General features: G+C 61.4%; 20 protein-coding genes and 1 other RNA gene. 10 read left to right on the plus strand and 11 right to left on the minus strand.

What is annotated here, in order from left to right; translation table 11 throughout:
• Positions 1 to 470 precede the first annotated feature (470 nt).
• From ccoG to UB23_RS16035, 8 genes are all read left to right on the plus strand, one after another.
• The gene (gene ccoG / locus UB23_RS16000) at positions 471 to 1,886 is read left to right on the plus strand and encodes a cytochrome c oxidase accessory protein CcoG (RefSeq protein WP_045060274.1); all 1,416 of its coding nucleotides are present in this window, start codon (positions 471 to 473) and stop codon (positions 1,884 to 1,886) included.
• Between the two features lie 11 nt (positions 1,887 to 1,897).
• Positions 1,898 to 2,437: a FixH family protein gene (locus tag UB23_RS16005; RefSeq protein WP_045060275.1), complete on the plus strand. Its 540-nt coding sequence runs from the start codon at positions 1,898 to 1,900 to the stop codon at positions 2,435 to 2,437.
• 238 nt (positions 2,438 to 2,675) lie between these two features.
• The gene (locus tag UB23_RS16010) at positions 2,676 to 5,126 is read left to right on the plus strand and encodes a heavy metal translocating P-type ATPase (protein ID WP_045060276.1); all 2,451 of its coding nucleotides are present in this window, start codon (positions 2,676 to 2,678) and stop codon (positions 5,124 to 5,126) included.
• A gap of 24 nt (positions 5,127 to 5,150) precedes the next feature.
• Positions 5,151 to 5,369 (plus strand): cbb3-type cytochrome oxidase assembly protein CcoS, encoded by a 219-nt coding sequence (gene ccoS, locus UB23_RS16015; RefSeq protein ID WP_045060277.1) that lies wholly within the window; start codon positions 5,151 to 5,153, stop codon positions 5,367 to 5,369.
• The gene (locus UB23_RS16020) at positions 5,362 to 6,045 is read left to right on the plus strand and encodes a sulfite exporter TauE/SafE family protein (RefSeq protein ID WP_045060278.1); all 684 of its coding nucleotides are present in this window, start codon (positions 5,362 to 5,364) and stop codon (positions 6,043 to 6,045) included. Before ccoS ends, UB23_RS16020 begins: the two co-directional genes overlap by 8 nt.
• Positions 6,046 to 6,248: 203 nt before the next feature.
• Entirely contained in the window at positions 6,249 to 7,631 is a 1,383-nt protein-coding gene (hemN, locus tag UB23_RS16025) for an oxygen-independent coproporphyrinogen III oxidase (RefSeq protein ID WP_045060299.1), read from the plus strand.
• 93 nt (positions 7,632 to 7,724) lie between these two features.
• Positions 7,725 to 8,459 carry a fumarate/nitrate reduction transcriptional regulator Fnr gene (fnr, locus tag UB23_RS16030; protein WP_045060279.1) on the plus strand — a complete coding sequence of 245 codons (735 nt, stop codon included), beginning with the start codon at positions 7,725 to 7,727 and terminating at the stop codon, positions 8,457 to 8,459.
• Between the two features lie 79 nt (positions 8,460 to 8,538).
• Complete coding sequence (locus UB23_RS16035) at positions 8,539 to 9,087, plus strand: adenine phosphoribosyltransferase (RefSeq protein ID WP_045060280.1); 549 nt, start codon at positions 8,539 to 8,541, stop codon at positions 9,085 to 9,087.
• Between the two features lie 320 nt (positions 9,088 to 9,407).
• On the opposite strand, the gene UB23_RS16040 is transcribed toward UB23_RS16035, so the two are convergent.
• The 5 genes from UB23_RS16040 to dnaX all read right to left on the minus strand — a co-directional run bounded on the left by UB23_RS16040 (position 9,408) and on the right by dnaX (position 15,216).
• Positions 9,408 to 10,556: an acyl-CoA dehydrogenase family protein gene (locus UB23_RS16040; protein WP_045060281.1), complete on the minus strand. Its 1,149-nt coding sequence runs from the start codon at positions 10,554 to 10,556 to the stop codon at positions 9,408 to 9,410.
• 282 nt (positions 10,557 to 10,838) lie between these two features.
• Entirely contained in the window at positions 10,839 to 11,441 is a 603-nt protein-coding gene (gene recR / locus UB23_RS16045; protein ID WP_045060282.1) for a recombination mediator RecR, read from the minus strand.
• Between the two features lie 65 nt (positions 11,442 to 11,506).
• Positions 11,507 to 12,541, minus strand: coding sequence for an NADP-dependent oxidoreductase (locus UB23_RS16050; RefSeq protein ID WP_045060283.1), 1,035 nt, complete (start codon positions 12,539 to 12,541; stop codon positions 11,507 to 11,509).
• A 194-nt stretch (positions 12,542 to 12,735) separates the two neighbouring features.
• Complete coding sequence (locus tag UB23_RS16055; RefSeq protein WP_028621409.1) at positions 12,736 to 13,074, minus strand: YbaB/EbfC family nucleoid-associated protein; 339 nt, start codon at positions 13,072 to 13,074, stop codon at positions 12,736 to 12,738.
• A 66-nt stretch (positions 13,075 to 13,140) separates the two neighbouring features.
• Positions 13,141 to 15,216: a DNA polymerase III subunit gamma/tau gene (gene dnaX, locus UB23_RS16060; protein ID WP_045060284.1), complete on the minus strand. Its 2,076-nt coding sequence runs from the start codon at positions 15,214 to 15,216 to the stop codon at positions 13,141 to 13,143.
• Between the two features lie 142 nt (positions 15,217 to 15,358).
• Here dnaX and UB23_RS16065 point away from each other — a divergent pair, with 142 nt between their 5' ends.
• Positions 15,359 to 16,096 (plus strand): substrate-binding periplasmic protein, encoded by a 738-nt coding sequence (locus tag UB23_RS16065; RefSeq protein ID WP_045060285.1) that lies wholly within the window; start codon positions 15,359 to 15,361, stop codon positions 16,094 to 16,096.
• Positions 16,097 to 16,108: 12 nt separating this feature from the next.
• Here the strand turns inward: UB23_RS16065 and UB23_RS16070 are convergent, their stop codons facing one another.
• On the minus strand, positions 16,109 to 16,978 hold the full coding sequence (locus tag UB23_RS16070) for a LysR family transcriptional regulator (protein WP_045060286.1): 870 nt from the start codon (positions 16,976 to 16,978) through the stop codon (positions 16,109 to 16,111).
• Positions 16,979 to 17,126: 148 nt separating this feature from the next.
• Here UB23_RS16070 and UB23_RS16075 point away from each other — a divergent pair, with 148 nt between their 5' ends.
• Positions 17,127 to 17,894 carry a sulfite exporter TauE/SafE family protein gene (locus UB23_RS16075; protein WP_045060300.1) on the plus strand — a complete coding sequence of 256 codons (768 nt, stop codon included), beginning with the start codon at positions 17,127 to 17,129 and terminating at the stop codon, positions 17,892 to 17,894.
• Positions 17,895 to 18,046: 152 nt separating this feature from the next.
• Here UB23_RS16075 and ffs read toward each other — a convergent pair.
• The 5 genes from ffs to smc form a co-directional block, all read right to left on the minus strand.
• An RNA gene (ffs, locus tag UB23_RS28610) (signal recognition particle sRNA small type) lies at positions 18,047 to 18,143 on the minus strand.
• A 170-nt stretch (positions 18,144 to 18,313) separates the two neighbouring features.
• Positions 18,314 to 19,480, minus strand: a complete 1,167-nt coding sequence (locus UB23_RS16080; RefSeq protein ID WP_045060287.1) for a zinc-binding metallopeptidase family protein — start codon at positions 19,478 to 19,480, stop codon at positions 18,314 to 18,316.
• A gap of 177 nt (positions 19,481 to 19,657) precedes the next feature.
• Positions 19,658 to 22,015, minus strand: coding sequence for an NAD-dependent DNA ligase LigA (ligA, locus tag UB23_RS16085; protein ID WP_045060288.1), 2,358 nt, complete (start codon positions 22,013 to 22,015; stop codon positions 19,658 to 19,660).
• Positions 22,016 to 22,168: 153 nt separating this feature from the next.
• The gene (gene zipA / locus UB23_RS16090; protein ID WP_045060289.1) at positions 22,169 to 23,023 is read right to left on the minus strand and encodes a cell division protein ZipA; all 855 of its coding nucleotides are present in this window, start codon (positions 23,021 to 23,023) and stop codon (positions 22,169 to 22,171) included.
• A gap of 257 nt (positions 23,024 to 23,280) precedes the next feature.
• Positions 23,281 to 26,769 carry a chromosome segregation protein SMC gene (gene smc, locus UB23_RS16095; RefSeq protein ID WP_045060290.1) on the minus strand — a complete coding sequence of 1,163 codons (3,489 nt, stop codon included), beginning with the start codon at positions 26,767 to 26,769 and terminating at the stop codon, positions 23,281 to 23,283.
• Positions 26,770 to 26,771: the final 2 nt, after the last annotated feature.

The following is a 26,771-nucleotide window of genomic DNA, read 5'->3' on the forward strand; positions in this document are numbered from 1 at the left end:
AGGCAAAAAGCCTAAGGAGCTGCACGGCTTCCAGATCCCTCCCTCGATGATCAGTCGAGAACTATCGCTCCTGATGGAGCGATAGTCGAGATACAAGGAGCTGCCGAAGGCTGCGATCTTTTGATCTGCGCTTTTATTTAAGGGCAAGATCAAAAGATCGCAGCCTTCGGCAGCTCCTACGGGAGCGGCAAGATCAAAAGATCGTCCGATCGCGGCCCGAGCCCTCGGCAGCTCCTACGAGGATTGAATTTACGGTCATGGGAGGGCCCTGGCGCTGCGAAAACCGGCCATCATTCACAAGTCAATTGATTCAAGTCATTACACCATCGGATAAATTCTCCCAACGTGACCAAAGGTCGCACCCTCGGACTAGAGCTACAGGCGTATCATTGCGCCACTGCAACACCTCTTTTTGACCGCGGTCGGCATGTACTGACCGGGGCATTTTTCCACTGCCGTGGGATGCAATGATGAGCAACCAGATACCGGTACACGACGTCACGCCACCCACCAAGAACGCGAATAACAGCGTCGACCTCTACGCCTCTCGAGAAAAGATCTACACCCGGGCTTTCACCGGCCTGTTCCGCAACCTGCGGATGATGGGCGGCGCGCTGCTGTTCCTGCTCTATTTCGGCACGGTATGGCTCAACTGGGGCGGGCACCAGGCGGTCTGGTGGAACCTGCCGGAGCGTAAGTTCTTCATCTTCGGCGCCACGTTCTGGCCCCAGGACTTCATCCTGCTGTCCGGGATCCTGATCGTCAGCGCCTTCGGCCTGTTCTTCATCACCGTGTACGCCGGGCGAGTCTGGTGCGGCTATACGTGCCCGCAAAGCGTCTGGACCTGGATTTTCATGTGGTGCGAGAAGGTCACCGAAGGCGACCGCAACCAGCGCATCAAGCTCGACAAGGCGCCGATGAGCGCCAACAAGCTGCTGCGCAAGCTCAGCAAGCACTCGCTCTGGCTGTTGATCGGTTTTGTCACCGGCATGACCTTTGTCGGGTATTTCTCGCCGATCCGCGAGCTGACCATCGACTTCTTCACCGGCCAGGCGGATGGCTGGTCGTATTTCTGGGTCGGGTTCTTCACCCTGGCCACCTACGGCAACGCCGGCTGGTTGCGCGAGCAGGTGTGCATCTACATGTGCCCGTATGCGCGTTTCCAGAGTGTGATGTTCGACAAGGACACGCTGATCGTCTCCTACGACCCGCGCCGGGGTGAAAGCCGTGGCCCGCGCAAGAAAGGCGTCGACTACAAGGCCCTGGGCCTGGGCGACTGCATCGACTGCACCATGTGCGTCCAGGTGTGCCCCACCGGCATCGACATTCGCGACGGCCTGCAAATCGAATGCATTGGCTGCGCAGCGTGCATCGATGCCTGCGACAGCATCATGGACAAGATGGACTACCCGCGCGGCCTGATCAGCTACACCACCGAGCACAACCTGTCCGGCCAGAAAACCAATAAGCTGCGCCCGCGCCTGATTGGCTATGCCGTGGTGCTGCTGGCGATGATCGGCTTGCTGATGACGGCCTTCTTCATGCGTTCGCTGGTGGGTTTCGACGTCAGCAAGGACCGCGTGCTGTACCGCGAGAACGCCGAAGGGCGGATCGAAAACGTGTACAGCCTGAAGATCATGAACAAGGACCAGCGTGACCACACCTACCTGCTTGAAGCAACCGGCCTGCCGGACCTCAGGCTGCAAGGCAAGCGTGAGATCAAGGTCGCTGCCGGGGAAATTTTCAGCCAACCGGTGGAACTGTCCAGCGCGCCGGAGCAATTGCCATCGAGCACCAACGAGGTGAAATTCATCCTCAAGGATGCCGATGACGACAGCGTCCACGTTGAAGCCAAGAGCCGATTCATCGGCCCACAAATTCGTTGAGAGAAGTGAACATGCCTGCAGCAAACACGACGAGCCCCTGGTACAAGCACCTCTGGCCGTGGATCATCATCGCCATCCTGGCCTGCTCGGTGACCCTGACCCTGTCGATGGTGACCATTGCGGTGAACAACCCGGACAACCTGGTCAACGACAACTACTACGAGGCCGGCAAGGGCATCAACCGTTCGCTTGATCGCGAGCTGCTGGCGCAGACCCTGAAACTGCGCGCCAGCGTGCACCTGGACGGGATGACGGGCGAAGTCGACCTGCACCTGACCGGCGACAGCCAGCCAAAAACCCTGGAACTGAACCTGATCTCGCCGACTCAGCCGGAAAAGGATCGCAAGATCACCCTGACCCACAGCGACACCGAGGCCGGCCGCTACATTGGCCAGGTGAACGACAAGGTTGAAGGGCGTCGGTTTGTCGAGCTGCTGGGCGTGGAAAACGACAAGACCTGGCGCATGTTCGAAGAAGAACAGGTCAGCCATGACAAGGACCTGCTGCTGGGCGACGAGCCGCTGCAGGGTGCGGAAGACCTGAAGAAATAATAGCCTGCCCAGGCTGCCTGTGGGGCTGCCGTAGGAGCTGTGGTGGGAACTGTCGTAGGAGCTGTCGAGTGAAACGAGGCTGCGATCTTTTGATGTTGTTTTTTCGAGCAAGATCAAAAGATCGCAGCCTCGTTTCACTCGGCAGCTCCTACAGGGTTCGACAAATTCAACAGGTTTAACAAGTGCAACAGGTTCAACTCACCGGCATCTGCTCAGCCCAGACGATTTAGACTCCCCCATGACCACACCAACCCCCTGCTATCACTGCGCCCTCCCCGTCCCGGGCGGCAGCCGCTTCACCGCCATTGTGCTCGGGCAAACCCGCGAGTTCTGCTGCCCGGGTTGCCAGGCCGTGGCCGAAGCCATTGTGGCCGGGGGGCTGGAAAGTTATTACCAGCATCGCAGCGAAGCATCGGCCAACCCCGAAGCCTTGCCGGTGCAACTGGTGGACGAACTGGCGCTCTACGACCGCACTGACGTGCAGGCGCCGTTCGTGCGTCACGAGGGCGATCTGGCCGAAACCACCCTGCTGATGGAAGGCATCAGCTGCGCGGCCTGTGGCTGGCTGATCGAAAAACACCTGCGCGCCCTGCCTGGCGTCGCCGAAGCCCGGCTCAATCTGTCGAACCATCGCCTGCATGTACGCTGGGCCGATGCGCAATTGCCGTTGAGCCAGGTGCTCGGCGAATTGCGCCACATCGGCTACGCCGCACACCCCTATCAGGCCGACCGCGCCAGTGAACAACTGGCCAGCGAAAACCGCCTGGCCCTGCGCCAACTCGGCGTGGCCGGCCTGCTGTGGTTCCAGGCGATGATGGCGACCATGGCCACCTGGCCCGAATTCAACATCGACCTGAGCCCCGAGCTGCACACTATCCTGCGCTGGGTCGCGCTGTTTCTGACCACGCCGATCGTGTTCTACAGCTGTGCGCCATTCTTCAAAGGTGCCATGCGCGACCTGCGCACCCGGCACCTGACCATGGACGTCTCGGTCTCGCTGGCCATCGGCAGCGCCTACCTGGCGGGGATCTGGACATCGATCACTGGCGTCGGCGAACTGTATTTCGATGCGGTGGGCATGTTCGCCCTGTTCCTGCTGGCCGGACGCTACCTGGAACGCCGCGCCCGGGAGCGCACGGCCGCCGCCACCGCGCAACTGGTCAACCTGTTGCCTGCCTCGTGCCTGCGCCTGGGTGCGGACGGCCAGAGCGAGCGCATCCTGCTCAGCGAATTGCGGCTGGGCGATCAGGTGCTGGTGCATCCCGGCGCTATCCTGCCGGCCGATGGCAGGATTCTCGACGGCCAGTCCAGCGTCGACGAATCCCTGCTCACCGGCGAGTATCTGCCGCAACCGCGCACCCTGGGCGATGCGGTCACCGCAGGAACACTGAACGTCGAGGGCGCGCTGACCGTTGAAGTCCTGGCACTCGGCCAGGACACGCGCCTGTCGGCTATCGTCCGCCTGCTGGACCGCGCCCAGGCGGAAAAACCGCGCCTGGCGGAAATCGCCGACCGCGCCGCCCAGTGGTTTTTGCTGTTGTCGCTGATCGCTGCCGCCGTGATTGGCCTGGTGTGGTGGGAGCTGGACTCCTCGCGGGCCTTCTGGATCGTGCTGGCCATGCTCGTGGCGACCTGCCCGTGCGCCTTGTCCCTGGCGACGCCGACGGCGCTCACGGCGGCCACCGGCACCTTGCACAAGCTGGGCCTGCTGCTGACTCGCGGGCATGTGCTGGAAGGCCTGAATCAAATCGACACGGTGATTTTCGACAAGACCGGCACCCTCACCGAAGGGCGCCTGGCGCTGCGTTCGATCCGCCCCCTCGGTGCGCTCGACAGTGACCAGTGCCTGGGCCTGGCGGCGGCGCTGGAGAACCGTTCCGAACATCCAATTGCCCGGGCGTTTGGTCGCGCGCCGCTGGCCGCCGAGGAAGTGCACAGCACGCCGGGGCTGGGGCTTGAAGGCCTGGTCGGCGAGCAGCGTCTGCGCATTGGCCAGCCGGGTTTTGTCTGCGAACTGAGTGGCGCAGCAGTGCCGGCGATGCCCGATGAGCCTGGCCAGTGGTTACTGCTTGGCGACGCGCATGGCCCCCTGGCCTGGTTTGTCCTCGACGACCGCCTGCGCGCCGATGCGCCGGCGCTGTTGGCGGCGTGCAAAGCCCGGGGCTGGCGCACGCTGCTGCTGTCCGGCGACAGTTCGCCGATGGTCGCCAGCGTTGCCGCCGAGCTGGGCATCGATGAAGCCCGGGGCGGCCTGCGCCCGGATGACAAACTGCAGGTGCTGCAGCAGCTGCACCGCGAAGGGCGCAAGGTGCTGATGCTCGGCGACGGGGTCAACGACGTACCGGTGCTGGCCGCCGCCGACATCAGTGTCGCCATGGGTTCGGCCACTGACCTGGCGAAAACCAGCGCCGACGCCGTGCTGCTCTCCAACCGCCTGGACGCGCTGGTGCAGGCGTTCAGCCTGGCGCGCCGCACCCGGCGGGTGATCATCGAGAATCTATTGTGGGCCGGGTTGTACAATGGCCTCATGTTGCCCTTCGCTGCCCTCGGCTGGATCACCCCGGTGTGGGCGGCGGTCGGCATGTCCATCAGTTCGTTGACCGTGGTGCTCAATGCCCTGCGCCTGACTCGCCTGCCGAGCGCGCCGGCCATCAGCGCCACGCCACAAACCCGCCCGCTGCCGGCCTGAGCCGCGCGGGCATGGAGTGAACCCATGCCAGCCTTATACGTGATGATCCCGGCCGCGCTGCTGATCGTGGGCATTGCGATCTACATTTTCTTCTGGGCCGTGGACAGCGGCCAGTACGACGACCTCGACGGCCCGGCCCACAGCATTCTGTTCGACGACCAGGACCCCAAGCACACCGCTGCAGTCGACGAGGCCAGCGGTCACGTGGACAAGCCTGAAGACAAGGCCCCGCCCCATGCTTGAATTGGCACCCCTGCTGGTGTCTGCGGTGATCCTGGGCCTGCTCGGTGGCGGTCATTGCCTGGGCATGTGCGGCGGCCTGATGGGCGCCCTGACCCTGGCGATCCCCAAGGAGCAACGCAGCCGGCGCTTTCGGCTGCTATTGGCGTACAACCTGGGGCGAATCCTCAGTTATGCGACCGCGGGACTGCTGATCGGCCTGGCGGGCTGGGCGGTGGCCAACAGCCCGGCGGCGATGTTCATGCGGGTGCTTGCCGGGTTGCTGCTGATCGCCATGGGCCTGTACCTGGCCGGCTGGTGGAGCGGCCTGACCCGCATTGAAAGCCTCGGTCGCGGTCTGTGGCGGCATATCCAGCCGGTTGCCAACAAACTCCTGCCGGTCTCCAGCCTGCCCCGGGCTTTGCTGCTGGGCGCCCTCTGGGGCTGGTTGCCGTGTGGCCTGGTCTACAGCACGTTGCTGTGGGCGGCGAGCCAGGGCAATGCGTTGGACAGTGCATGGCTGATGCTTGCGTTTGGGCTGGGGACCTGGCCGGTGCTGCTGGCTACCGGGCTGGCTGCCGAACGCGTTACCGCGTTATTGCGCAAGCGCAGCGTGCGCATGACCGGGGGGTTGCTGGTGATACTGTTCGGCCTGTGGACCTTGCCGGGGCCGCATCAGCATTGGTTGATGGGGCATTAAGATCAAAAGATCGCAGCCTTCGGCAGCTCCTACAGGTGATCACACATTTTGCGTACACCGACACCCTGTGGGAGCGGGCTTGCCCGCGATGGGGCCTGCACTGGCGACACAACTCTCTATTCTTGATGCAAATCAAGATGCCCCATTGCCCCACCCCCTAGACTCGCCAACACTGCCAGCCTATCCGGGGGAATGCCCGCATGATGCTCGACGCCATTCGTTGGGACACCGATCTGATCCGCCGTTATGACCTGGCGGGACCGCGCTACACCTCCTATCCGACCGCCGTGCAATTCGACGCCACTATCGGCAGCTTCGACCTGTTCCATGCCCTGCGCGAAAGCCGCAAGGCGCTACGGCCGTTGTCGCTTTATGTGCACGTGCCGTTCTGCGCGAACATCTGCTATTACTGCGCCTGCAACAAGGTCATCACCAAGGACCGCGGCCGCGCACACGCCTATTTGCAGCGCCTGGAACAGGAGATCCAGCTGATCGCCTGCCACCTCGACCCGACACAAAAGGTCGAGCAACTGCACTTCGGCGGCGGTACCCCGACGTTCCTCAGCCATGACGAGCTGCGCCAACTGATGGCGCAACTGCGCAAGCATTTCAATTTGCTCGACGACGACTCCGGCGACTACGGCATCGAGATCGACCCGCGTGAAGCCGACTGGTCAACCATGGGCCTGCTGCGCGAACTGGGGTTCAACCGCGTCAGCATCGGCCTGCAGGACCTGGACCCTGCCGTGCAGCGAGCGGTCAATCGCCTGCAGAGCCTGGAGGAGACCCGCGCAGTGATCGACGCCGCGCGCACCCTGCAGTTTCGCTCGATCAACATCGACCTGATCTACGGCCTGCCAAGACAAACGCCGGACAATTTTGCCCGCACCGTCGAGGAAGTCATCGCGCTGCAACCGGATCGGCTGTCGGTGTTCAACTACGCCCACCTGCCAGAACGCTTCATGCCCCAGCGGCGGATCAACAGCAACGAGTTGCCGACCCCGGCGCAGAAGCTGGAAATGCTGCAGCGCACCATCGAACAACTGACCGCCGCCGGTTACCGCTACATCGGCATGGACCACTTCGCCCTGCCCGACGACGAGCTGGCGATCGCCCAGGAAGAATCAACCCTGCAACGCAATTTCCAGGGCTACACCACCCACGGTCACTGCGATCTGATTGGCCTGGGCGTGTCTGCCATCAGCCAGATCGGCGATCTGTACTGCCAGAACAGCAGCGACCTGAATCTCTACCAGAACGCTCTCGCCACTTCTCAACTGGCGACCAGCCGCGGCCTGCTGTGCAATGCCGATGATCGGGTGCGCCGTGCGGTGATCCAGCAGCTGATTTGTCGCTTCAGCCTGGAGTTCGCCGAGATCGAGCAGGCATTCAACATCGATTTTCGCGGCTACTTCGGCGAACTGTGGCCGCAATTGCAGACGATGGCCAAGGACGGCCTGATCGAGCTCGACAACGATCGCATCACCGTACTGCCCGCCGGGCGATTGCTGGTGCGCTCGGTGTGCATGGTGTTCGACCGTTATCTGGAACAACAAAATCGCGAGCGGTTTTCCAAGGTGATCTAATGACCTGGGTCAAATCGCCCCGTGCTGGTCGGATAGTCCTCTGGTGGGTTACCCTTACGTCTTATGTGTGTTTTTCCCACAAGGATTGAAGAAATGTCCGAGCCAGTAAAACTGCGCGCTCATGGTCAGGCCCACTGCAAGGATTGCAGCCTGGCCCCGCTGTGCCTTCCACTTTCGCTGAATCTGGAAGACATGGATGCGCTGGACGACATCGTCAAACGTGGCCGCCCGCTGAAAAAGGGCGAGTTCCTGTTCCGCCAGGGCGACACATTCGATTCCGTTTATGCAGTACGCTCCGGCGCCCTGAAGACGTTCAGCCTCAGTGATGGTGGCGAAGAGCAGCTGACTGGCTTCCATCTGCCGAGCGAACTGGTCGGCCTGTCGGGCATGGACACTGAAAAACACCCGGTTTCCGCGCAAGCCATGGAAACCACCTCGGTGTGCGAGATTCCGTTCGAGCGCCTGGACGAACTGGCCGTGCAATTACCGCAATTGCGCCGCCAGCTGATGCGCGTGATGAGCCGCGAGATCCGCGACGACCAGCAGATGATGCTGCTGTTGTCGAAGAAGACCGCCGACGAGCGCATCGCCACGTTCCTGGTTAACCTCTCGGCCCGCTTCCGCGCCCGGGGCTTCTCGGCCAACCAGTTCCGCCTGAGCATGTCGCGCAATGAAATCGGCAACTACCTGGGCCTGGCGGTGGAAACCGTCTCCCGGGTGTTCACGCGCTTCCAGCAGAACGAATTGATTGCGGCTGAAGGCAAGGAAATCCATATCCTCGATCCGATTCAGCTGTGCGCCCTGGCCGGCGGTTCCCTGGAAGGCTGATCACGGCAAAGGCGGTTGAGCGCAACGGTTCAGCCGCCGTTATACTGTGACGTTTGCAGCCTGCCAGGACACCTCGACGATGGTCTTCGACTCCTTCGACATCAAATCCCTGATCCGCCCCGTGATCGACTTTCCAAAGCCGGGCGTGATCTTTCGCGACATCACCCCGTTGTTCCAATCGCCCACGGCCCTGCGCCTGGTGATGGACAGCTTTGCCCACCGTTATGTCGAAGCCGACTTCACGCACATCGGTGCAATGGACGCTCGCGGCTTCCTGATCGGCTCGGTGCTGGCCTATCAGTTGAACAAGCCGTTGGTGCTGTTTCGCAAGCAAGGCAAGTTGCCGGCTGATGTGCTGGCCGAGGGTTATGCCACCGAATATGGTGAGGCCTTCCTGGAAGTGCATGCCGACAGCCTGTGCGAGGGTGACTCGGTGGTGATGTTCGATGACCTGATTGCCACTGGCGGGACGTTGATTGCAGCGGCCAACCTGATCCGGCGCATGGGCGCGCGGGTGCATGAAGCGGCGGCGATTATTGATTTGCCGGAGCTGGGTGGGTCGCAGAAGCTGGAAGATATGGGGATACCGACTTTTTGCCTGACGCAGTTTGCGTTGACTGATAAGTAAGTCGCCCGTTCCGACGCCATCGCGGGCAAGCCCGCTCCCACAGGGTTCTCTGTCATGCACATGATTTGTGTACGGAGAGGATCTTGGTGGGAGCTGGCCTGCCAGCTCCCACAGGGTTCTTTGTCATGCACATGATTTGTGTACGGCGAGGATCTTTGTGGGAGCTGGCCTGCCAGCGATGGCGTCAGTCGCCATACCGCAAGCGTCAGATCCCCATTTGCTCTCACAGGGTTCTTTGACCTGCACAAGATTTGTATACGGCGCGCACCTTTGTGGGAGCTGGCTTGCCAGCGATGGCGTCAGTCGCCATACCGCCAACCTCAAAGCCCCATCTGCTTGCTGATAATCTCGTTCATCACCTCCCGAGTCCCCCCGCCGATCGAGAGGATCCGGTTATCCCGATACAGCCGCTCCACCAAACTCTCCCGCATATACCCCAGCCCGCCGAGAATCTGCACCGCGTCGGTCGTAATACGATCTGCCGTATCAGTGGCAAAATTCTTCGCCATGGAAATTTCCTTGATCACACTCTGCCCCGCCGCCATTTTCGCCGCCTGGCGATAAGTGAACTCCCGGGAGACTTCCAGTGCAGTGGCCATCTCGGCCAGGCGGTGCTTGAGCACCTGGAACTTGCCGATGGGCTTGCCGAACGCCTCGCGCTGACGTGCCCATTTCAGGCTTTCCTCCAACGCCAGCTGGGCGGTCATGTTGGCCATCAAGGCCAGGGCCAGGCGCTCGCTCTGGAAGTTACCCATGATGCAGGCGAACCCCATGTTTTCGCCGCCGATCAGATTGCCTGCAGGTACGCGGCAATCATCGAAGAACAGTTCGGCGGTGTCCGATGCCCACCAGCCCATTTTCTTCAACTGGCGGCCGACGGTAAAACCGGGGGTACCTTTCTCGATCAGCAGCAGGCTGACGCCGCCGAAGCCGGGGTCACCGGTGCGCACGGCGACGGTGTAGAAGTCTGCGCGAATGCCACTGGTGATGTAGGTTTTGCTGCCGTTGACCCTATAGACATCGCCCTCGCGGACGGCGCGGGTTTGCAGGTTAGCGACGTCCGAGCCGCCGCTCGGTTCGGTCACCGCCAGGGCGCTGATCTTCTCGCCGCTGAGCACCTGGGGCACAACACGATCGCGGACTTCTGGCCTGGCCCATTTGAGAATGGGCGGCAGGCCGATGTCCAGGGAACCCAGACCGGCAACCAGTCCACCGGAGCCGCAGCGCATCAGCTCTTCACTGGCGGCGACCTTGGCGAACAGATCACCTTCGTGTGAGCCGCCGAAAGCTTCGGGGTAACCGATGCCCAGAATCCCGGCCTGGCCTGCCTTCAGATAGAGCTCACGGGGAAAGCTTTCGGCTTCTTCCCATTGGTCGATGTCCGGCAGGATTTCACGCTCGACGAATCGTCTGACGCTGTCGCGGACCAATTGGTGGCTGGGATCGAAGTATTCCTGGAAGGCAGGCATCGGCGAACTCCACTGAAGGTCCAGTGAAGTTAACCGAGCGCTTGCTTGGTTTTCAACCAAAACATGTAGGAGCGAGCTCGCTCGCGATGGTCGTTAACGAAGACGCGGGAAATCTGATACCCCGCGGCGCCCTCGGGTTCATCGCGAGCAAGCTCGCTCCTACAGATATTCGGCGCCATGGGCGATGTGGGAGATATTCGGCGCCGTTTGCGGTGTGGGAGATATTCGGTGCCGTGTGCGGTATGGGAGCAAAGCTTGCCCGCGTTGGCGTCATCACGGAGGTTACAGAGCGATCGGCTTGCGCCCCGCGAAGGAATGCGCCAGCGTCCCGCCATCCACCAACTCAAGCTCGCCACCCAGGGGCACGCCATGGGCGATGCGCGAGGCGATCAGGCCTTTGTTGTTGAGCAGCTGGGCGATGTAGTGCGCCGTGGCTTCACCTTCCACCGTCGGGTTGGTCGCCAGGATCACCTCGGTAAAGGTGCCCGCCTCTTCAATCCGTGCCAGCAGTTGCGGAATGCCAATGGCCTCAGGCCCCAGGCCGTCCAGGGGCGACAGATGGCCCTTGAGCACGAAGTAACGCCCGCGAAACCCGGTCTGCTCTACGGCGTAGACATCCATCGGGCCTTCCACCACGCACAGCAAGGTGTCATCGCGGCGAGTGTCGGCGCACTGCGGGCACAGGTCGTCCTCGGTCAGCGTGCGGCACAACCGACAGTGACCGACGCCTTCCATGGCCTGGCTCAGCGCCGATGCCAGGCGCGAGCCACCGCTGCGATCACGCTCGAGCAACTGCAACGCCATGCGCTGTGCGGTTTTCTGGCCAACACCCGGCAAGGTTCGCAGGGCATCGATCAGTTGGCGAATCAAAGGGCTGAAGCTCATGGGCAAACGTCCGACAAATCAACGAGACGCGGTTTATACCCGCGCCTCTCTTTAGCGTCAATTGCTCAGTCCTGAGCGACCCGCACCACCAGTTTGCCGAAGTTGCGCCCTTCGAGCAGGCCGATGAAAGCTTCTGGGGCATTCTCCAGGCCGTCGACCACGTCCTCGCGGAACTTCACCTTGCCATCGCGCACCCACGGCGCCATGGCGCTGATGAACTCCGGTTGGCGATCACCGTAGTCATCGAACACGATAAAGCCCTGGATGCGCACGCGCTTGGTCAGCAGGGTGCGCTGCAGTTGCGGCAGGCGATCGGGACCAGTCGGTGCTTCGTGGGCGTTGTAGCCGGCGATCAGGCCGCACAGAGGGATGCGCGCCTTGGCGTTGAGCAGCGGCAACACCGCATCGAAGACTTTGCCGCCGACGTTTTCGTAGTAGATGTCCACACCTTGGGGGCACGCCAATGCCAGATCCTCGGCGAAACTCGGGCTCTTGTGATCGATGCAGGCGTCAAAACCCAGTTCCTCGACCACGTACCGGCACTTGTCTGCGCCGCCTGCCACACCCACCACCCGCAGGCCCTTGATCTTCGCCACCTGGCCGACCACCGAGCCCACTGCGCCCGATGCAGCAGCGACCACCAGGGTTTCGCCGGCCTGTGGCTGGCCAATGTCCATCAAGCCCATGTAGGCGGTCATGCCCGGCATGCCGAGCACGCCCAGGGCCATCGACGGGCTTGGGAGGCCGGAGGGCACCGGGATGACGTTGCGCCCGTCGCTGATGCTATGGCTCTGCCAGCCCGTTGCGCCGACCACCAGGTCGCCTTCCTGGAATTTCGGATTAAGCGAACGCACCACTCGACTCACAGCGCCACCGGTCATGACCTCGTCGATTTCAACCGGAGCTGCGTAGGAAGGTGCGTCACTCATGCGCCCGCGCATGTAGGGGTCCAGCGACAGGTAGAGGGTCTGCAGCAGGATCTGACCGTCGGCCAGGTCGGGCAATGCCTCGCGCTCCAGGCGAAAATTCTCTGGGGTCGGCGCGCCTACAGGGCGAGAGGCCAGGACGATACGTTGGTTGAGGGTCAATGCATCTGGCATGTGAGCTTCTCCTTGATCGTTAAATGGGGGGTATAGGGAGCAGACCTTTTTGGTGGTGGGGCGTTCGATGTTTCGTCAGGTAGACCGAGTTGACTGCTTCGCGGGCCGGTCGCGCATGAGCAACCGGCAGAAACAAAAATGCCAAGCTCAACGCCTGGCATTTTTTTGTAGCTCATCCGACGCGCTTTGGCGAATCAGAATGGCAGTTTCATACCCGGTGGCAATTGCATGCCAGCGGTCATGCCGGACATCTTGTCCTGGCTGTTGGCTTCGATCTTGCGCACGGCGTCGTTGACGGCGGCGGCGAATACGGCTTCGAGCATCTCGCGATCATCTTCGCTCAGGCCTTCAACCATGCTTGGGTCGATGCTCACGCGCTTGACGTCGTGACGACCGGTCATCACCACGGTGACCATATCGCCGCCGGCCTTACCGGTGACTTCGGCGTTGGCCAGTTCTTCCTGCATCTTGGCCATTTTTTCTTGCATCTGCTGTGCCTGCTTCATCAGGCCGGCCATGCCACCTTTCATCATGGGAATCACCTCAAAGTACTTGGATTAAAACGGCGCCCGGCACCTGTGGCCGAACGCCTTCAGTTATTAGCCCTGACTGGCCAGGGCTTCGACAGGTTCAATAGTATCGTTACGGATCACCGCACCGAACTGCTGCATCATTTGCTGGATGAACGGATCACCATGGATCGACTCCTCCGCCTCGCGCTGACGGTTCACCCGACGCCGGGACGCGGCCTGGGCCGGGGTTTCCTGTTCTGGCTTGATCAGCTCCATGCTCAGGGTCAGCGTGCGCCCGTGGTACTGGTTCAGCGCGTCGTTGAGGCGACGCTGCTGGGTGGCGTTGAACAGGGCGCTGTGGGCCGGGTCCAGGTGCATCAACCAGTTGTCGCCTTCGACGGAAATCAGCGTGCAGTTGGCAGCGATGCTCCCGGTCATGCCGGAGATCGGCAGTTTCGGGAACAGCTCCAGCCATTGCAAGGCCAGGCCGGTGGCGGGCATGGCGGCCGGCTCGGGTTCTGGCTCGGGCGCAGGCTCGGCAGCGTGTTCGCTGGCCAGTTCATCCAGGTAGCTGTAGGCCGAGTCGATGTCCGGCTCGATGTAATCCTCGTCCAGCGGCGGCTCGTCGTCCAGGTCAGTGCCCGGGGTGGCGGCATCGACTTCTGCCACGGACGGCTCCGGAATAGGCGCGGCGGCCCACTCCGGCGCATCCGGCACCACGCTGTCTGGCGTGGGCAGCGGCATCGGTGGCAATTCGGGCTGCTCGCCAGCGGTCTCGAGCATCGGCTCGACGGCGGGCTGCAGCACGGCCTCGGGCTCGACCGGGTCGTTCCATGGCAGGTCGACCACCTCCTCGATGGCGACCGCCTCCACCAATGGCTCTGGCGGCGCAACCGGCGCAACTGGCTCAGGCGCTGGAACGGGTGCTGGAGCAACAACGGGTGCAGCAACAACAGGCGCAGCTGCCGTAGCGACTACCGGCGCAACAACCGGCGCGGCAGCCACTGAGTTTGCGGAATCAACTGTGGCCTGGCTGATCCCCACTGGCTTTAGCGGCTGCCTCGGGGCGTCCGCCGTATCGGCCGGCCTGAACGCAAGCATGCGCAACAGAACCATTTCGAACCCGCCTCGCGGGTCCGGTGCCAGCGGCAGGTCACGGCGCCCGATCAGGCCCATCTGGTAATAGAACTGCACGTCTTCGGCCGGCAGCGCCTGGGCCAGGGCCAGCACCCGATCGCGGTCGCCATGGCCATTGTCGACACCCTCAGGCAGCGCCTGGGCGATGGCGACACGGTGCAATACGTTGAGAATTTCCGAGAGCACGCCATTCCAGTCCGGGCCTTGCTCCGCCAGGTGACGCACGCCTTCGAGCAGCGCCCTGGCATCGCCTTCGATCAGCGCATGCAGCACGTCGTAGACCTGGCCGTGATCGAGTGTGCCGAGCATCGCTCGCACGTCGGCGGCCATCACCTTGCCCTCACCGAAGGCAATGGCCTGGTCGGTGAGGCTCATGGCATCGCGCATCGAACCGTCGGCGGCGCGACCCAGCAACCACAGGGCATCGTCTTCGAACGGCACGTTCTCGACACCCAGTACATGGGTCAGGTGCTCGACCACGCGCTCGGGCGTCATGTTCTTCAGGGAGAACTGCAGGCACCGCGAAAGAATCGTTGCAGGGAGTTTCTGCGGATCAGTGGTGGCCAGGATGAACTTGACGTAGGGCGGCGGTTCTTCGAGGGTTTTGAGCAGCGCATTGAAGGAATGGCTGGAGAGCATGTGCACTTCGTCGATCAGGTAGACCTTGAAGCGCCCACGGCTCGGGGCGTATTGCACATTGTCGAGCAGTTCGCGGGTGTCCTCGACCTTGGTCCGGCTCGCGGCGTCGATCTCGATCAGGTCGACGAAGCGCCCCTCATCGATCTCCCGGCACACCGAACACTCGCCGCAGGGCGTGGAGGTGATGCCCGTTTCACAGTTCAGGCACTTGGCAATGATCCGCGCGATGGTGGTCTTGCCGACCCCGCGCGTGCCGGTGAACAGGTAGGCGTGATGCAGCCGCTGGCTGTCCAAGGCATTGATCAGAGCCTTGAGCACATGGGTCTGGCCGACCATTTCGCGGAACGAGCGCGGACGCCATTTACGTGCAAGAACCTGATAACTCATCGAAAACCGTCGCCACGAAGGAACACAAGCGGCTAATGCTAGCGGAGCAAGGCCAAAATTGCATCCGATGCCTCGTCTAATCTGGCTAAGATGCACAGCGGGGGCTTTCAACGGCTCAGGTTTCAGACGTACCGGAGCTTTTATGCGGTTGGCCTTGGGGGCATTGTTGTTCGTGAGCTTGACCGGCGCGGCTGCAGACGCGCCGTTGCGCTTCGTGGTGCCCGACAGCTGGACCATGCCGATGGTGCAGTTTGAGCGCGGTCGCCCGACACAGGGCATCCTGTATGACGTGATGCTCAGCCTGGCGACCCAGGTGGGCGTGCCTGCGGAATTTCACGTACTGCCCCGGGCGCGGGTGCAGAGCGCCATGGAGCATGGCGAAATCGATGTGCGCTGTTATGCCGCGCAGTCCTGGCTGCCCAATCAGTCCGGCGACTACATCTGGAGCATTCCGCTGTGGGTTCAGCCCGATGTGCTGCTGAGCCGCCCTGACCCGCTGACCTCCGCCGACCCGGCCCACCTGCCGCGCCAGTCGATCGGCACGGTGCGCGGCTACACCTACCCGACCCTGCAACCGCTGTTCGACGCCGACAAGCTGGACCGCGAAGACGCGCGCAACCAGGAACAGGTACTGGAAAAACTGCTGGCGGGACGTTATCGCTACGCGGTGAGCAACCAGTGGACGATGGACTGGTTCAACCAGCGCTTGCTGCCCGAGCAACAATTGCAAAGTGTTGCTGTGCTTCAGGAGCAGCGGGTGGGGTGTTATGTACGTAATGACCCCAAGGTGCCAGTGCAACGCATCCTGCGCACCTTGCTGCGGATGAAAATGTCCGGGGAGATCGATGACATCATTCGGCTGTATATCGGCAAGCCCTAGGGCGCGATATTGTCAGATCGGCTTGAACTCATCCTTCAGCAAGTCTGCAAACGCGTCGCGCGCGCGATGCGCCGTTGAGTGCCTGTTCCATATGAAATAATTCCGGACCGGCATTAGGTCGGCAAAGGTGTGCCCTTCCAGGTCTCCGATCATCCTGAACTGCTCAAAAACACCGCGTGGCACAAGGGAAACGCCTGCTCCAGAGCTCACACAACCGAGGATAGTGCCGTAGCTCGCTATGCTGGTAATGGCAGCAGGTACTCGATGCTCACCTAGCCAGCTCGTCAGCGCTGTTCGGTAAGGACATCCTTCGGGCCACATGAATACGGCCTTGCCCCTCAAATCCTGCGGGGTGTGGATTTTTCCGAGGCGGGGTGAAGCGATTAACACCAGCTCCTCTTTATAGATTTCCATGTGATCTATATCCGGATGCTGATTTTTGACCGCAATCACCGCACCGTCCAGTTTATAAGCGAGGACGTCATTCACTAACTGCGACCATACCCCTGTGCTGAATTGCATCTGCACAGCGGGATGATGCTGATGAAACCTGGATAACAGTTTGGGCAACCTGCCGGTGGCGGCAGACTCTATTGCACCAATGTTCAATACCCCTGACGGCTCAGCCCCAGGATCCAGCGCTCCGCGAGCCTCCTGGCACAACGAAAGGATTTTATTTGTGTAGCCGAGAAACAACTTCCCGGAGGGGCTGATCACAAGCCCCCTGCCCTGTCTGATAAAAAGCGATACGCCCAGCTCTTGCTCCAACAACTTTATTCTGTTTGTTATGTTTGAAGGAACACAATGTAACAATTCGGACGCCCGAACGATACTGCCTTGCTCAGCGACCACCTTGAACATGTTCAGCTGCGACAGCTCCATTTAAATATCGCTCATTTTAAGTGAATGCTTGAATCACTATAAAGCACTTGTTGCGCACTCCTCAAGTAATTAGTGTGCGGGCCTGGCCTGCTTCTAATGCTCTTCCATTTAATAGAAGCCCATGGCCGCATTAATCACTGGATACCTGATGGACGTCGAGCAAGTTCTAATCGCGCTAGGTTTTTTTGCTTTTTGTGGCAGTTTGATTGACGCTGCGGTTGGCGGAGGTGGACTGGTCCAGGTGCCGGCACTGATACACGCGCTACCTGGCCATAGTCTGGCTACGGTGTTCGGAACCAACAAACTGGCTGTCCTGGCCGGCAACCTCTGCTCCATATCCACTTACGTGAGGAGAGTTAGAGTTGTATGGAAGCTCATGCTTCCAACCATGGTTTCAGCATTTATATTCGCTTACCTCGGCGCCCTATCGGTTTCTCTCATTCCGAAAAGGTTTATGGAATATGCAGTTTTTATCATCTTGGTGGCAATGGCGATCTATACCTTTATCAAAAAGGACTTAGGCCGATTCAGCACTGACATACAATGCGGCAGAAGAGAACTCCTGCTTGGCGTATTTTTCGGAGGTTTAATCGGCTTTTATGATGGCGTCTTCGGGCCCGGCAGCGGCAGCCTGCTTCTTTTTGTTTTTGTGAAGTTTTTCGGGTTTGATTTTTTAAATGCTTCAGCCTCGGCAAAACTGGTTAACCTGGGGACATTCAGCGCCGCACTGCTGTTTTTTATTCCATCGGGCAACATTTTATGGGCTGTCGGCGGAGTCGTTGGTCTGTGCAATATCGCAGGCTCGCTCACTGGGGCATTTCTAGCCCTGCGGTATGGCAGCGGATTTATTCGAGTATTTTTTCTGATTCTACTGCTGTTCCTCATCGCGAGGATGGGAATGTCGATATCAGGTTAATCGCTATTTTCGAAGCGCAGAGACTTACAAAAATCACTGCAAACACGCCTGCCCGTCAGAGTTCACCGCTGAGGTGATCTGGACGCTGGCGCATTTTGAGGTTTTTGACTGGAGCATCGTTGCAGGCGCAACGACTTGGAGATAGGTGGTAACCCCATCAGCCACACCCCGGCACACAATGTTCCCGCTGTGGCTGCTTCCTTCCGGATCTGACCAGGTTCACGGGTAATCGTTGCGGGGGGACCGATGGGGTCACCATAACGACACTCACCTGTCGGCGAGCCGCGCCATTGTACCTATCTGAGACGAAGTTACAACCGTTCGACAGGATAAAAAAATATGAGGCCGGTCAATGACATGCGTTGGCCCCTTAAAGATCGTCCGAACGCGGCCCGAGCCTTCGGCAGCGCCCGCCGGAATTATGCTTGCGCCAATACCTCATCCGCCCTGCCACCCTCCCCCTGGATCACCAGGTGGATGAAGTGCAGCTTGGCGATCACCGCTGGTGGCAGGACGAAGGGGTAGAAATCCGGCTGACCCATGCTGCGTGACAGTTCGTTGAGCATGCCGGCGAGTTCGATCCAGGCATTGACGAAGGACAGGAACGCCGGGCCACCGGGATGCTGGGGGTCGTAGAGGGTTTCGAGCGGGAATGGCTGGTAGTCGAAATCCATCTCCCGGGCGCTCATGCCAAACCCCAATGCGGTGTCCACGGCGTCCATCATGTGCAGGTAGTGCGCCCAGGTTTCGGCCCAGTCTTCCCAGGGGTGCATGGTGGCGTAGGCGCTGACGCAGTGTTGCTGCCAGTCCAGGGGGGCGCCCTGCTGGTAATGGCGATCGAGCGCCTCGGCGTAGCTGGCGCGATCGTCGCCGAACAGATTGCGAAACGGCTCCAGCCAGTGACTGTTGGCGATCAGGCGGTCCCAGTAGTAATGACCGACCTCGTGGCGGAAGTGGCCGAGCAGCGTGCGATAAGGTTCGTGCATCTGCACCCGGATTTTTTCCCGATGGGCGTCGTCGGCTTCCTTGATGTCCAGGGTGATCAGGCCGTTGGCGTGCCCGGTGGTGGGCGCCTGCCCTTCGAGATCGACGCCGATGAAATCGAATGCCAGACCGGTTTCTTCGTCGACTGTCTTGGGAATCACCTGCAACCCCAGGCTGACCAGTTGCGCCACCAGACGGCGCTTGGCCGTCTCGACCTTGCGCCAGCGTTCGTGGTTCTCGGTGATGGCCAGGTCCGGGATGGTGTGGTTGAGGCTGCAGGCGATGCACAGCGCGTTGTGGTCATCGGCCGGCAGCAGCCAGTTGCAGGCGGCTGGGGAGTCGAGGTTGGCGCAACGACGGAACAGCCCTGCCTCGGGCTCGGCGTCGAGCAGCCAGGTGTCGGGCTGCGGGCCGGGTTGCAGGGAGGACAGGCGGCTTTTTTCCGGCTGATAGCCCAGCATTGCGGAGCAGGCCAGGCACTGGCTGTTGCTGAAGAACAGCGACTGCCCGCAGCGGCACTGCCAGACCTTGCTGTTGCGGGACGTCTCGCTGATAAAAGGTGCGGCGATGCGGGAACTGAGCTGTTCGAAGAAGCGGTACATGGCGATCTCTCCCTGGGGCTGGCCAAGACTAGATCATTGGGGCTGGGATATCGTTCCCGGAGTTTTGTTGGGTGGATCAAAAGATCGTCCGATCGCGGCCCGAGCCTGCGGCAGCTCCTACGAGTGGTGTGAGCCCTGTAGGAGCTGCCGAAGGCTGCGATCTTTTGATCCTGTTTGTCAGGTCGGGACGCCGTGGTCTTTCAGGAACCCGACAAACGCCTCTTCATCCAGCACCTTCAAGCCCAGCTCGTTGGCCTTGGCCAGTTTCGAACCGGCACCCGGTCCTGCCACCACGCAATGGGTCTTGGCCGATACCGAGCCTGCGACCTTGGCGCCCAGGCTTTCCAGCTTGTCCTTGGCCACGTCGCGGCTCATCAGTTCCAGCGAACCGGTCAGGACCCAGGTTTGCCCGGCCAGCGGCAAGCCTTCGACGACTTTTTTCTCGCTCAGCCAGTGCATGCCGAACTCGGTCAACTGCGCCTCGGCCTTCAACGCGCGCTGGCGATTGTCTTCAATGGCAAAAAACTCCCGCACCGCGTTCGCCTGCTTCTCCGGCAAGGCCTGGCGCATGTCCAGCCAGTCGGCATTCATCACCGCTTCCAGAGAGCCGAACTTGTCTGCCAGCTTCTGTGCGCCGCCCGGGCCGACCGAGGGGATGTGCAGCTTGTCGAGGAACCCGCCCAGGGTGGTGCTGGCGGAGAATTCGGCGCCCAGTTCGCCCTGGTCCTGAATCTCCAGGCCGTGCTTGAGCAATTCGGCGATGACCTGGCGGTTGTGCGCGTCCTCGAAGAAGCTGTGGATCTCGTGTGCCACTTCCAGGCCGACGTCCGGCAAGTACGTGAGCACTTGCGGCAAGGCTTGCTGCACGCGCTCCAGGGAACCCAGGGAGCGCGCCAGGACCTTGGCCGTCTCTTCGCCGACATCGGGAATCCCGAGGGCGTAGATGAAGCGCGCCAGGCTCGGCTTCTTGCTGTCTTCGATGGCGCTGAGGAGTTTTTTGCTCGACAGCTCGGCAAAGCCTTCGAGGTCGACGATGTCCTCGAACTTGAGGGCATACAGATCCGCTGGCGAGCTCACCAGCCCTTCGTCGACCAACTGCTCGACGCTCTTGTCGCCCAGGCCTTCGATGTCCATGGCACGGCGCGAGACGAAGTGGATGATCGCCTGCTTGAGTTGTGCGCCACAGGCCAGGCGACCGACGCAGCGATACACCGCGCCCTCGCTGACCGTTTCGCGGCCCTTGCTGCGCTTGACCAGTTGGGTGCGCTCGACGTGCGAGCCACACACCGGGCACTGCTCGGGAATCTGCACCGCCCGGGCATTTTCGGGGCGGCGCTCGGTGACGACTTGCACCACTTGCGGGATCACATCGCCAGCGCGGCGGATGATCACGGTATCGCCGATCATTAGCCCCAGTCGCGCGACTTCGTCCATGTTGTGCAAGGTCGCATTGGCCACGGTGACACCCGCGACCTTGACCGGTTTCAAGCGCGCCACCGGGGTGACCGCGCCGGTGCGTCCGACCTGGAACTCGACGTCGAGCAATTCGGTGAGTTCTTCCATCGCCGGGAATTTGTGCGCGATGGCCCAGCGCGGCTCGCGCGCACGGAAGCCCAGCTCGCGCTGGGAGGCGATGCTGTTGACCTTGAACACCACGCCGTCGATTTCGTAAGCCAGGCTGTTGCGACGTTCGCCGATGTCGCGGTAGTAATCCAGGCATTCGTCGATACCGTGGGCCAGCTTCAGCTCGCGGCTGATTGGCATGCCCCATTGTTGCAGCTGCTTGAGGTTGCCGATGTGGGTGTCGGCGATATCGGCCGAGACCTGGCCGATGCCATAACAGCAGAATTCCAGCGGACGGTTGGCGGTGATCTTCGAATCCAGCTGACGCAAGCTGCCGGCGGCGGCATTGCGCGGGTTGGCGAAGGTCTTGCCGCCGACTTCCAGCTGCGTGGCGTTGAGCCGCTCGAAGCCGGCTTTGGACATGAACACTTCGCCGCGCACTTCCAGGGTCGCCGGCCAGCCGCTGCCTTGCAGCTTGAGCGGGATGTTGCGCACGGTGCGCACGTTGACGCTGATGTCTTCACCGGTCGTACCGTCGCCGCGCGTCGCGCCGCGCACCAGTACGCCATCCTGATACAACAGGCTGACCGCCAGGCCATCGAGCTTGGGCTCACAGCTGTATTCGACCGCCGCACCGCCGCCCAGCAGGTCACCGACCGGCAGATCCAGACCTTCGGTGACCCGACGATCAAACTCGCGCATGTCGGTTTCTTCGAAGGCGTTACCGAGGCTGAGCATCGGCACTTCATGACGCACCTGGGTAAACGCCGACAATGCCGCGCTGCCAACGCGCTGGGTGGGCGAGTCGCTGGTGACCAGTTCCGGATGCGCGGCTTCGAGGGCCTTGAGTTCGTGGAACAGGCGATCGTACTCCGCGTCCGGAATGCTCGGCTCATCCATCACGTGATAGCGATAGTTGTGCTGATCGAGCTCGGTGCGCAGCTCTAGAATGCGGGTTTTGGCGGCGGTCATGGGTGTTCTCTCATAAAGCAAAAGAGCAGCCTAGGCTGCTCAATCTTATCTGGATCAAAGGATCGCAGCCTCGTTTTACTCGACAGCTCCTACGGGAAACATGCGATCTGCGTAGGAGCTGTCGAGTGAAACGAGGCTGCGATCTTTTTGCCTCTATCGTTTCTGAGTCAGCGCACGACGTTCAAATTCCACGATGCGCTGACGGTAATGCTCGATCGTCTGGGCGGTCAGCACGCTGCGCTGGTCGTCTTTCAATTCGCCGTTCAATTCCTGGGACAGCTTGCGCGCCGCCGCCACCATCACTTCGAAGGCCTGCTTCGGATGACGCGGGCCTGGCAGGCCGAGGAAGAAGCTGACCGCCGGAGTGCTGAAGTGATCGATATCGTCCAGGTCAAACACCCCCGGCTTCACGGCGTTGGCCATGGAGAACAGCACTTCACCGTTGCCAGCCATGCTTTCGTGGCGGTGGAAGATATCCATTTCGCCGAAGCGCAGACCGCTTTCAAGAATGTTCTGCAGCAGCGCCGGGCCTTTGAAACCGGCCGCGTCACGGCAGATCACGCTGATCACCAGCACTTCCTCGGCTTGCGGCTGATCCCGCTCGCTGCTGGAGTGCGCAGGCTTGGTGTCGTCCGGGAAATCGTCGTCACGGCTGCTGAAGCTCGGGCCGCCGTCCAGGTCGAGGTTGAGGTTCAGGTCGCCCTGGGACGGCTCGCCGTGGCCACGCTTGCCACGCTTGGCACCCGATTCACGGGCGTCACGGGCCGGCATGCTCACCGACGGCAGATCATGCTCGTCCAGCTGCGGTTCCTTATGGGTGTCCAGGACGCGGGGCGGGCCCAACAGCTCGGCGCTGGTGTCCTCGTCCGGCAGATTGGATAAATTTCGGTCAAGACGGAATTTCAGTTTTCCCTTGCCGCCGCGCATACGGCGCCAGCCATCAAAAAGAATACCGGCAATGACAATGATGCCGATGACGATCAGCCACTCGCGCAGACCGATTTCCATGTAATCCCGTGCCTCTATAAAAAATGCTGAAAAATAAGGGGTTTACAACTCGCAAACCGCTTTAAAACGTGGCGCCAACTCTATGTTCTGACAGGCGTTTTGCCCACGTATACGAAAAATTGATATTAAACTAGCACGACCAAAGGCAACTTTACACCGTCTGTCTTCCCGCCCAGTGCGAATATGTCGAATTAGCTGTAACTCAAGGCCCTCGAACACGTCATTCGCACCTGCAATCCCCTTTCTGCAAGTTCGCCTCAGGCATCCACCATCGCCATCGCTTCCTCGACATCCACTGCCACCAGCCTGGAGCAGCCCGGCTCGTGCATCGTCACCCCCATCAGTTGATCGGCCATTTCCATGGCGATCTTGTTGTGGGTGATGTAGATGAACTGCACCGTCTGCGACATTTCCTTGACCAGTCGGGCGTAGCGTCCAACGTTAGCGTCATCCAGTGGAGCGTCGACCTCATCAAGCATGCAGAACGGCGCCGGATTCAACTTGAAGATCGCAAAAACCAGGGCCAGTGCAGTCAGGGCTTTTTCACCGCCGGAGAGCAAATGGATGGTGCTGTTCTTCTTTCCGGGCGGCTGCGCCATGATCGTCACCCCTGTATCGAGTAGATCTTCGCCCGTCAGTTCCAAATAGGCGCGCCCTCCACCGAAAACTTTTGGGAAAAGTGCCTGTAATCCGCCATTGATCTGATCAAAGGTATCTTTGAAGCGGTTACGGGTTTCCTTGTCGATCTTGCGAATGACGTTTTCGAGGGTGTCCAGCGCTTCCACCAGATCGTCGTTCTGCGCATCCAGATAACGTTTGCGCTCGGACTGTTGGGTGTACTCGTCGATGGCTGCGAGGTTGATCGCGCCCAGGCGTTGAATGCGCGCGGCAATGCGCTCGAGTTCTTCCTCGGCGTCCTTCTCGCTGGCCTCGGCCGTGAGGGTGGCGAGCACGCCGTGCAGGTCGTAGCCGTCCTCCAGCAGTTGGTCCTGCAAGGAGGTGCGGCGCACGGTCAGGGCCTGCCATTCCATGCGCTGGGTTTCCAGCTGGCTGCGAATCAGCTGCGACTGCTGCTCGGCCTGGCTGCGGCGTTTTTCCGCGTCGCGCAGTTCGCGGTCGGCATCTTCCAGGGCGATCTGCGCGGTCTTGAGTTCTTCGTCGACGGTCATGCGCTTGTCGAGCAGTTCTTCGAGCTTGAGGCGCAGCTCTTCCAGCGGTGCCTCGCCCTCCTCCAGATTGAGGCTCAGTTGCTCGCGCTTCTCGGTCAGGCGCTCGGACTGCATCTCCAGGCGCTCCAGGGCCTGGCGCGTGGAGTCGTGCTGCGCCTTGAGCGAGCCGAGGCGCACGGCCAGCTGGTGCGCGTGGTCCTTGTGCTGGCGGGCTTCCTGGCGCACTCGATCGAGGCGCTCACGCAGGCTGTCCCGTTGCGCCAGCAGTAACTCGCGCTGCTCGGTATCGAGCGCCATGCTGTCGAGGGCTTCCTGCAACTGCAGGCGCGCCTCGCCGATGTTTTCGTGTTCCAGGGCGCGCTGTTCGGCAAGCTCGGTGAGTTCTTCGTCGAGCCGGGTGCGGCGCAATGACAGCTGCTCGGCCTTGGCTTTGCCGGCGGACAACTGGGCTTTTAATTCGCCTTGCTGGCGCGCTTCGTCCTGCAACAGGCGACGCAAATGTTCGCGGCCGTTTTCCTGCTGCCGCTGTTGCGCCCGCAGATTCTGCAGCTGGGTTTCCAGGGTCTCGACCGTGGCTTCGCGCTCTTCGCGCTCAAGGCCAAGGTTCTGGATTTCCTGGCCCCGCGCCAGCACACCGCTTTCGGCTTCGCTGGCCCGGCGCACACGCAGGAAATGCCGGCCGACCCAATAACCATCACGACTGATCAGGCTTTCGCCGGCGCTCAACTGACCGCGCAGTGCCAGGGCCTGTTCGAGGCTGTCGACCGGCTTGACCTGCCCCAGCCAGGGTGCCAGGTCTATTTGCGCCTCGACCTTGTCCAGCAGGCTGCCGGGTACGCGCAGGCCATCGCTGGCCGGGCTCAGCAGGCGCAGGTCGCCTTGGGCGAAACCGGCCAGGTCGTAGTCGCTGAAATCATCCACCAGCACGGCTTGCAGGTCGGCACCCAGTACGGTCTCTACCGCCAGCTCCCAGCCTGCTTCAACCTTGAGGCCTTCGGCCAGGCGCGGGCGGTCGGCCAGGTGCTGTTCACGTAACCATTCGGCGGTGCCGGTACCCGGATCGAGCGCGGCCTGCTGCAGGGCTTCCAGGGACGCCAGCCGACCGTTGAGCCGCTGTAGATCACCCTGGGCCTGCTGCTGCGCCGACAGCGCCTGCTGCAGCTCCTGGCGCAACTGCTCCAGGCGTTCGACCTGGGCTTCTTCGCTGGCCTGCAAGTCTTCCAGGGTCGCCTCGCTGGCCGCCAGCTGTTCGCTGAGCTCCATGATCGCGGCGTCTTCCGGGTCGGCTGAAAGCAACGCGCGCTCTTCACCCAGGCGCTTCTGCCGGTCGGCCAGGCGCTCCATGCTGGTTTCCAGCTGCTGGATGCGCGACTGTTGCACTTCGGCCTGGCGCCGCGGCTCGGCAGCGGTCAGGTTGAACGTGTCCCACTGCTCCTGCCAGCCATGCATGGTGGTTTCGGATTCTTCCAGGGCTGCAGCGGCCTCTTCGGCGGCCGCGCTGGTGACTTCCTGTTCCGGGGTAAGCATGTCCAGCTCTTCGCCGAGGGTCAGCAGCAGCGTGCGGTCGTGCCCCAGGTGCGATTCAGTCTCCAGGCGTGCGCGTTCGGCTTCTTTGAGATCGTCCTGCAACTGGCGCAGTCGCTGCTGGCCGTGCTGGATGCTCTGCTCGACGCGGGCGATGTCGCCGCCGACGGAATAGAAGCGTCCCTGCACCAGGTTGAAGCGTTCGGACAGGTCGTGGTGCCCGTCACGCAAGCGTTCAATGCTCGCATCGGCATTGCGCTGCTCGGCGACCAGCGCCTCGAAGGTGATTTCCTGGGTGCCGATAATGGCTTCGCGCTGCCCCACCTGGTCATTTAACGCCTGCCAGCGCAGGGCCGACAATTGCGCCTTGAGCTGACGCTCCTCGCCCTTGAGTTCCTGGTACTTCTTGGCCGACTCGGCCTGGCGGTGCAAGCGTTCGAGTTGACGGGTGAGCTCTTCGCGCAGGTCGGTCAGGCGCTCGAGGTTTTCGTGGGTGCGACGGATGCGGTTTTCGGTCTCGCGCCGGCGCTCCTTGTACTTGGAGATGCCCGCGGCTTCTTCAATAAAGTTGCGCAGGTCCTCGGGCTTGGACTCGATCAGCTTGGAGATCATCCCCTGCTCGATGATCGAGTAGCTGCGCGGCCCCAGGCCGGTACCGAGGAAGATGTCGGTGATGTCGCGACGCCGGCACTTGGTGCCGTTGAGGTAGTAGGTGGTCTGGCTGTCGCGGGTGACTTTGCGGCGAATGGATATTTCCGCATAGGCGGCGTACTCGCCCAGCAAGGTGCCATCGGAGTTGTCGAACACCAGTTCGATGCTGGCCTGGCTGACCGGTTTGCGGCTGGTGGAGCCATTGAAGATGACGTCGGTCATCGACTCGCCGCGCAAATTCTTGGCCGAGCTCTCGCCCATCACCCAGCGTACGGCGTCGATGATGTTCGACTTGCCGCAACCGTTGGGCCCGACCACCGCCGCCATGTTGCTCGGGAAGTTGACGGTGGTCGGGTCGACGAAGGATTTGAACCCCGCCAGCTTGATGCACTTGAGCCGCACGC

It is taken from the genome of Pseudomonas sp. ES3-33 (genome assembly GCF_000952175.1).
Taxonomy (GTDB): domain Bacteria; phylum Pseudomonadota; class Gammaproteobacteria; order Pseudomonadales; family Pseudomonadaceae; genus Aquipseudomonas; species Aquipseudomonas gregormendelii.

Bases quoted from the DNA above. Each gene is read 5' to 3' on its own strand.
- UB23_RS16075 (WP_045060300.1), top strand. From the start codon at position 17,127: ATGGACGTCGAGCAAGTTCTAATCGCGCTAGGTTTTTTTGCTTTTTGT.
- zipA (WP_045060289.1), bottom strand. From the start codon at position 23,023: ATGGAAATCGGTCTGCGCGAGTGGCTGATCGTCATCGGCATCATTGTC.
- UB23_RS16005 (WP_045060275.1), top strand. From the start codon at position 1,898: ATGCCTGCAGCAAACACGACGAGCCCCTGGTACAAGCACCTCTGGCCG.
- ccoS (WP_045060277.1), top strand. From the start codon at position 5,151: ATGCCAGCCTTATACGTGATGATCCCGGCCGCGCTGCTGATCGTGGGC.
- dnaX (WP_045060284.1), bottom strand. From the start codon at position 15,216: ATGAGTTATCAGGTTCTTGCACGTAAATGGCGTCCGCGCTCGTTCCGC.
- UB23_RS16080 (WP_045060287.1), bottom strand. From the start codon at position 19,480: ATGTACCGCTTCTTCGAACAGCTCAGTTCCCGCATCGCCGCACCTTTT.
- recR (WP_045060282.1), bottom strand. From the start codon at position 11,441: ATGAGCTTCAGCCCTTTGATTCGCCAACTGATCGATGCCCTGCGAACC.
- hemN (WP_045060299.1), top strand. From the start codon at position 6,249: ATGCTCGACGCCATTCGTTGGGACACCGATCTGATCCGCCGTTATGAC.
- UB23_RS16050 (WP_045060283.1), bottom strand. From the start codon at position 12,541: ATGCCAGATGCATTGACCCTCAACCAACGTATCGTCCTGGCCTCTCGC.
- UB23_RS16055 (WP_028621409.1), bottom strand. From the start codon at position 13,074: ATGATGAAAGGTGGCATGGCCGGCCTGATGAAGCAGGCACAGCAGATG.
- fnr (WP_045060279.1), top strand. From the start codon at position 7,725: ATGTCCGAGCCAGTAAAACTGCGCGCTCATGGTCAGGCCCACTGCAAG.
- UB23_RS16040 (WP_045060281.1), bottom strand. From the start codon at position 10,556: ATGCCTGCCTTCCAGGAATACTTCGATCCCAGCCACCAATTGGTCCGC.
- UB23_RS16070 (WP_045060286.1), bottom strand. From the start codon at position 16,978: ATGGAGCTGTCGCAGCTGAACATGTTCAAGGTGGTCGCTGAGCAAGGC.
- UB23_RS16035 (WP_045060280.1), top strand. From the start codon at position 8,539: ATGGTCTTCGACTCCTTCGACATCAAATCCCTGATCCGCCCCGTGATC.
- UB23_RS16065 (WP_045060285.1), top strand. From the start codon at position 15,359: ATGCGGTTGGCCTTGGGGGCATTGTTGTTCGTGAGCTTGACCGGCGCG.
- ccoG (WP_045060274.1), top strand. From the start codon at position 471: ATGAGCAACCAGATACCGGTACACGACGTCACGCCACCCACCAAGAAC.
- UB23_RS16010 (WP_045060276.1), top strand. From the start codon at position 2,676: ATGACCACACCAACCCCCTGCTATCACTGCGCCCTCCCCGTCCCGGGC.
- UB23_RS16020 (WP_045060278.1), top strand. From the start codon at position 5,362: ATGCTTGAATTGGCACCCCTGCTGGTGTCTGCGGTGATCCTGGGCCTG.
- ligA (WP_045060288.1), bottom strand. From the start codon at position 22,015: ATGACCGCCGCCAAAACCCGCATTCTAGAGCTGCGCACCGAGCTCGAT.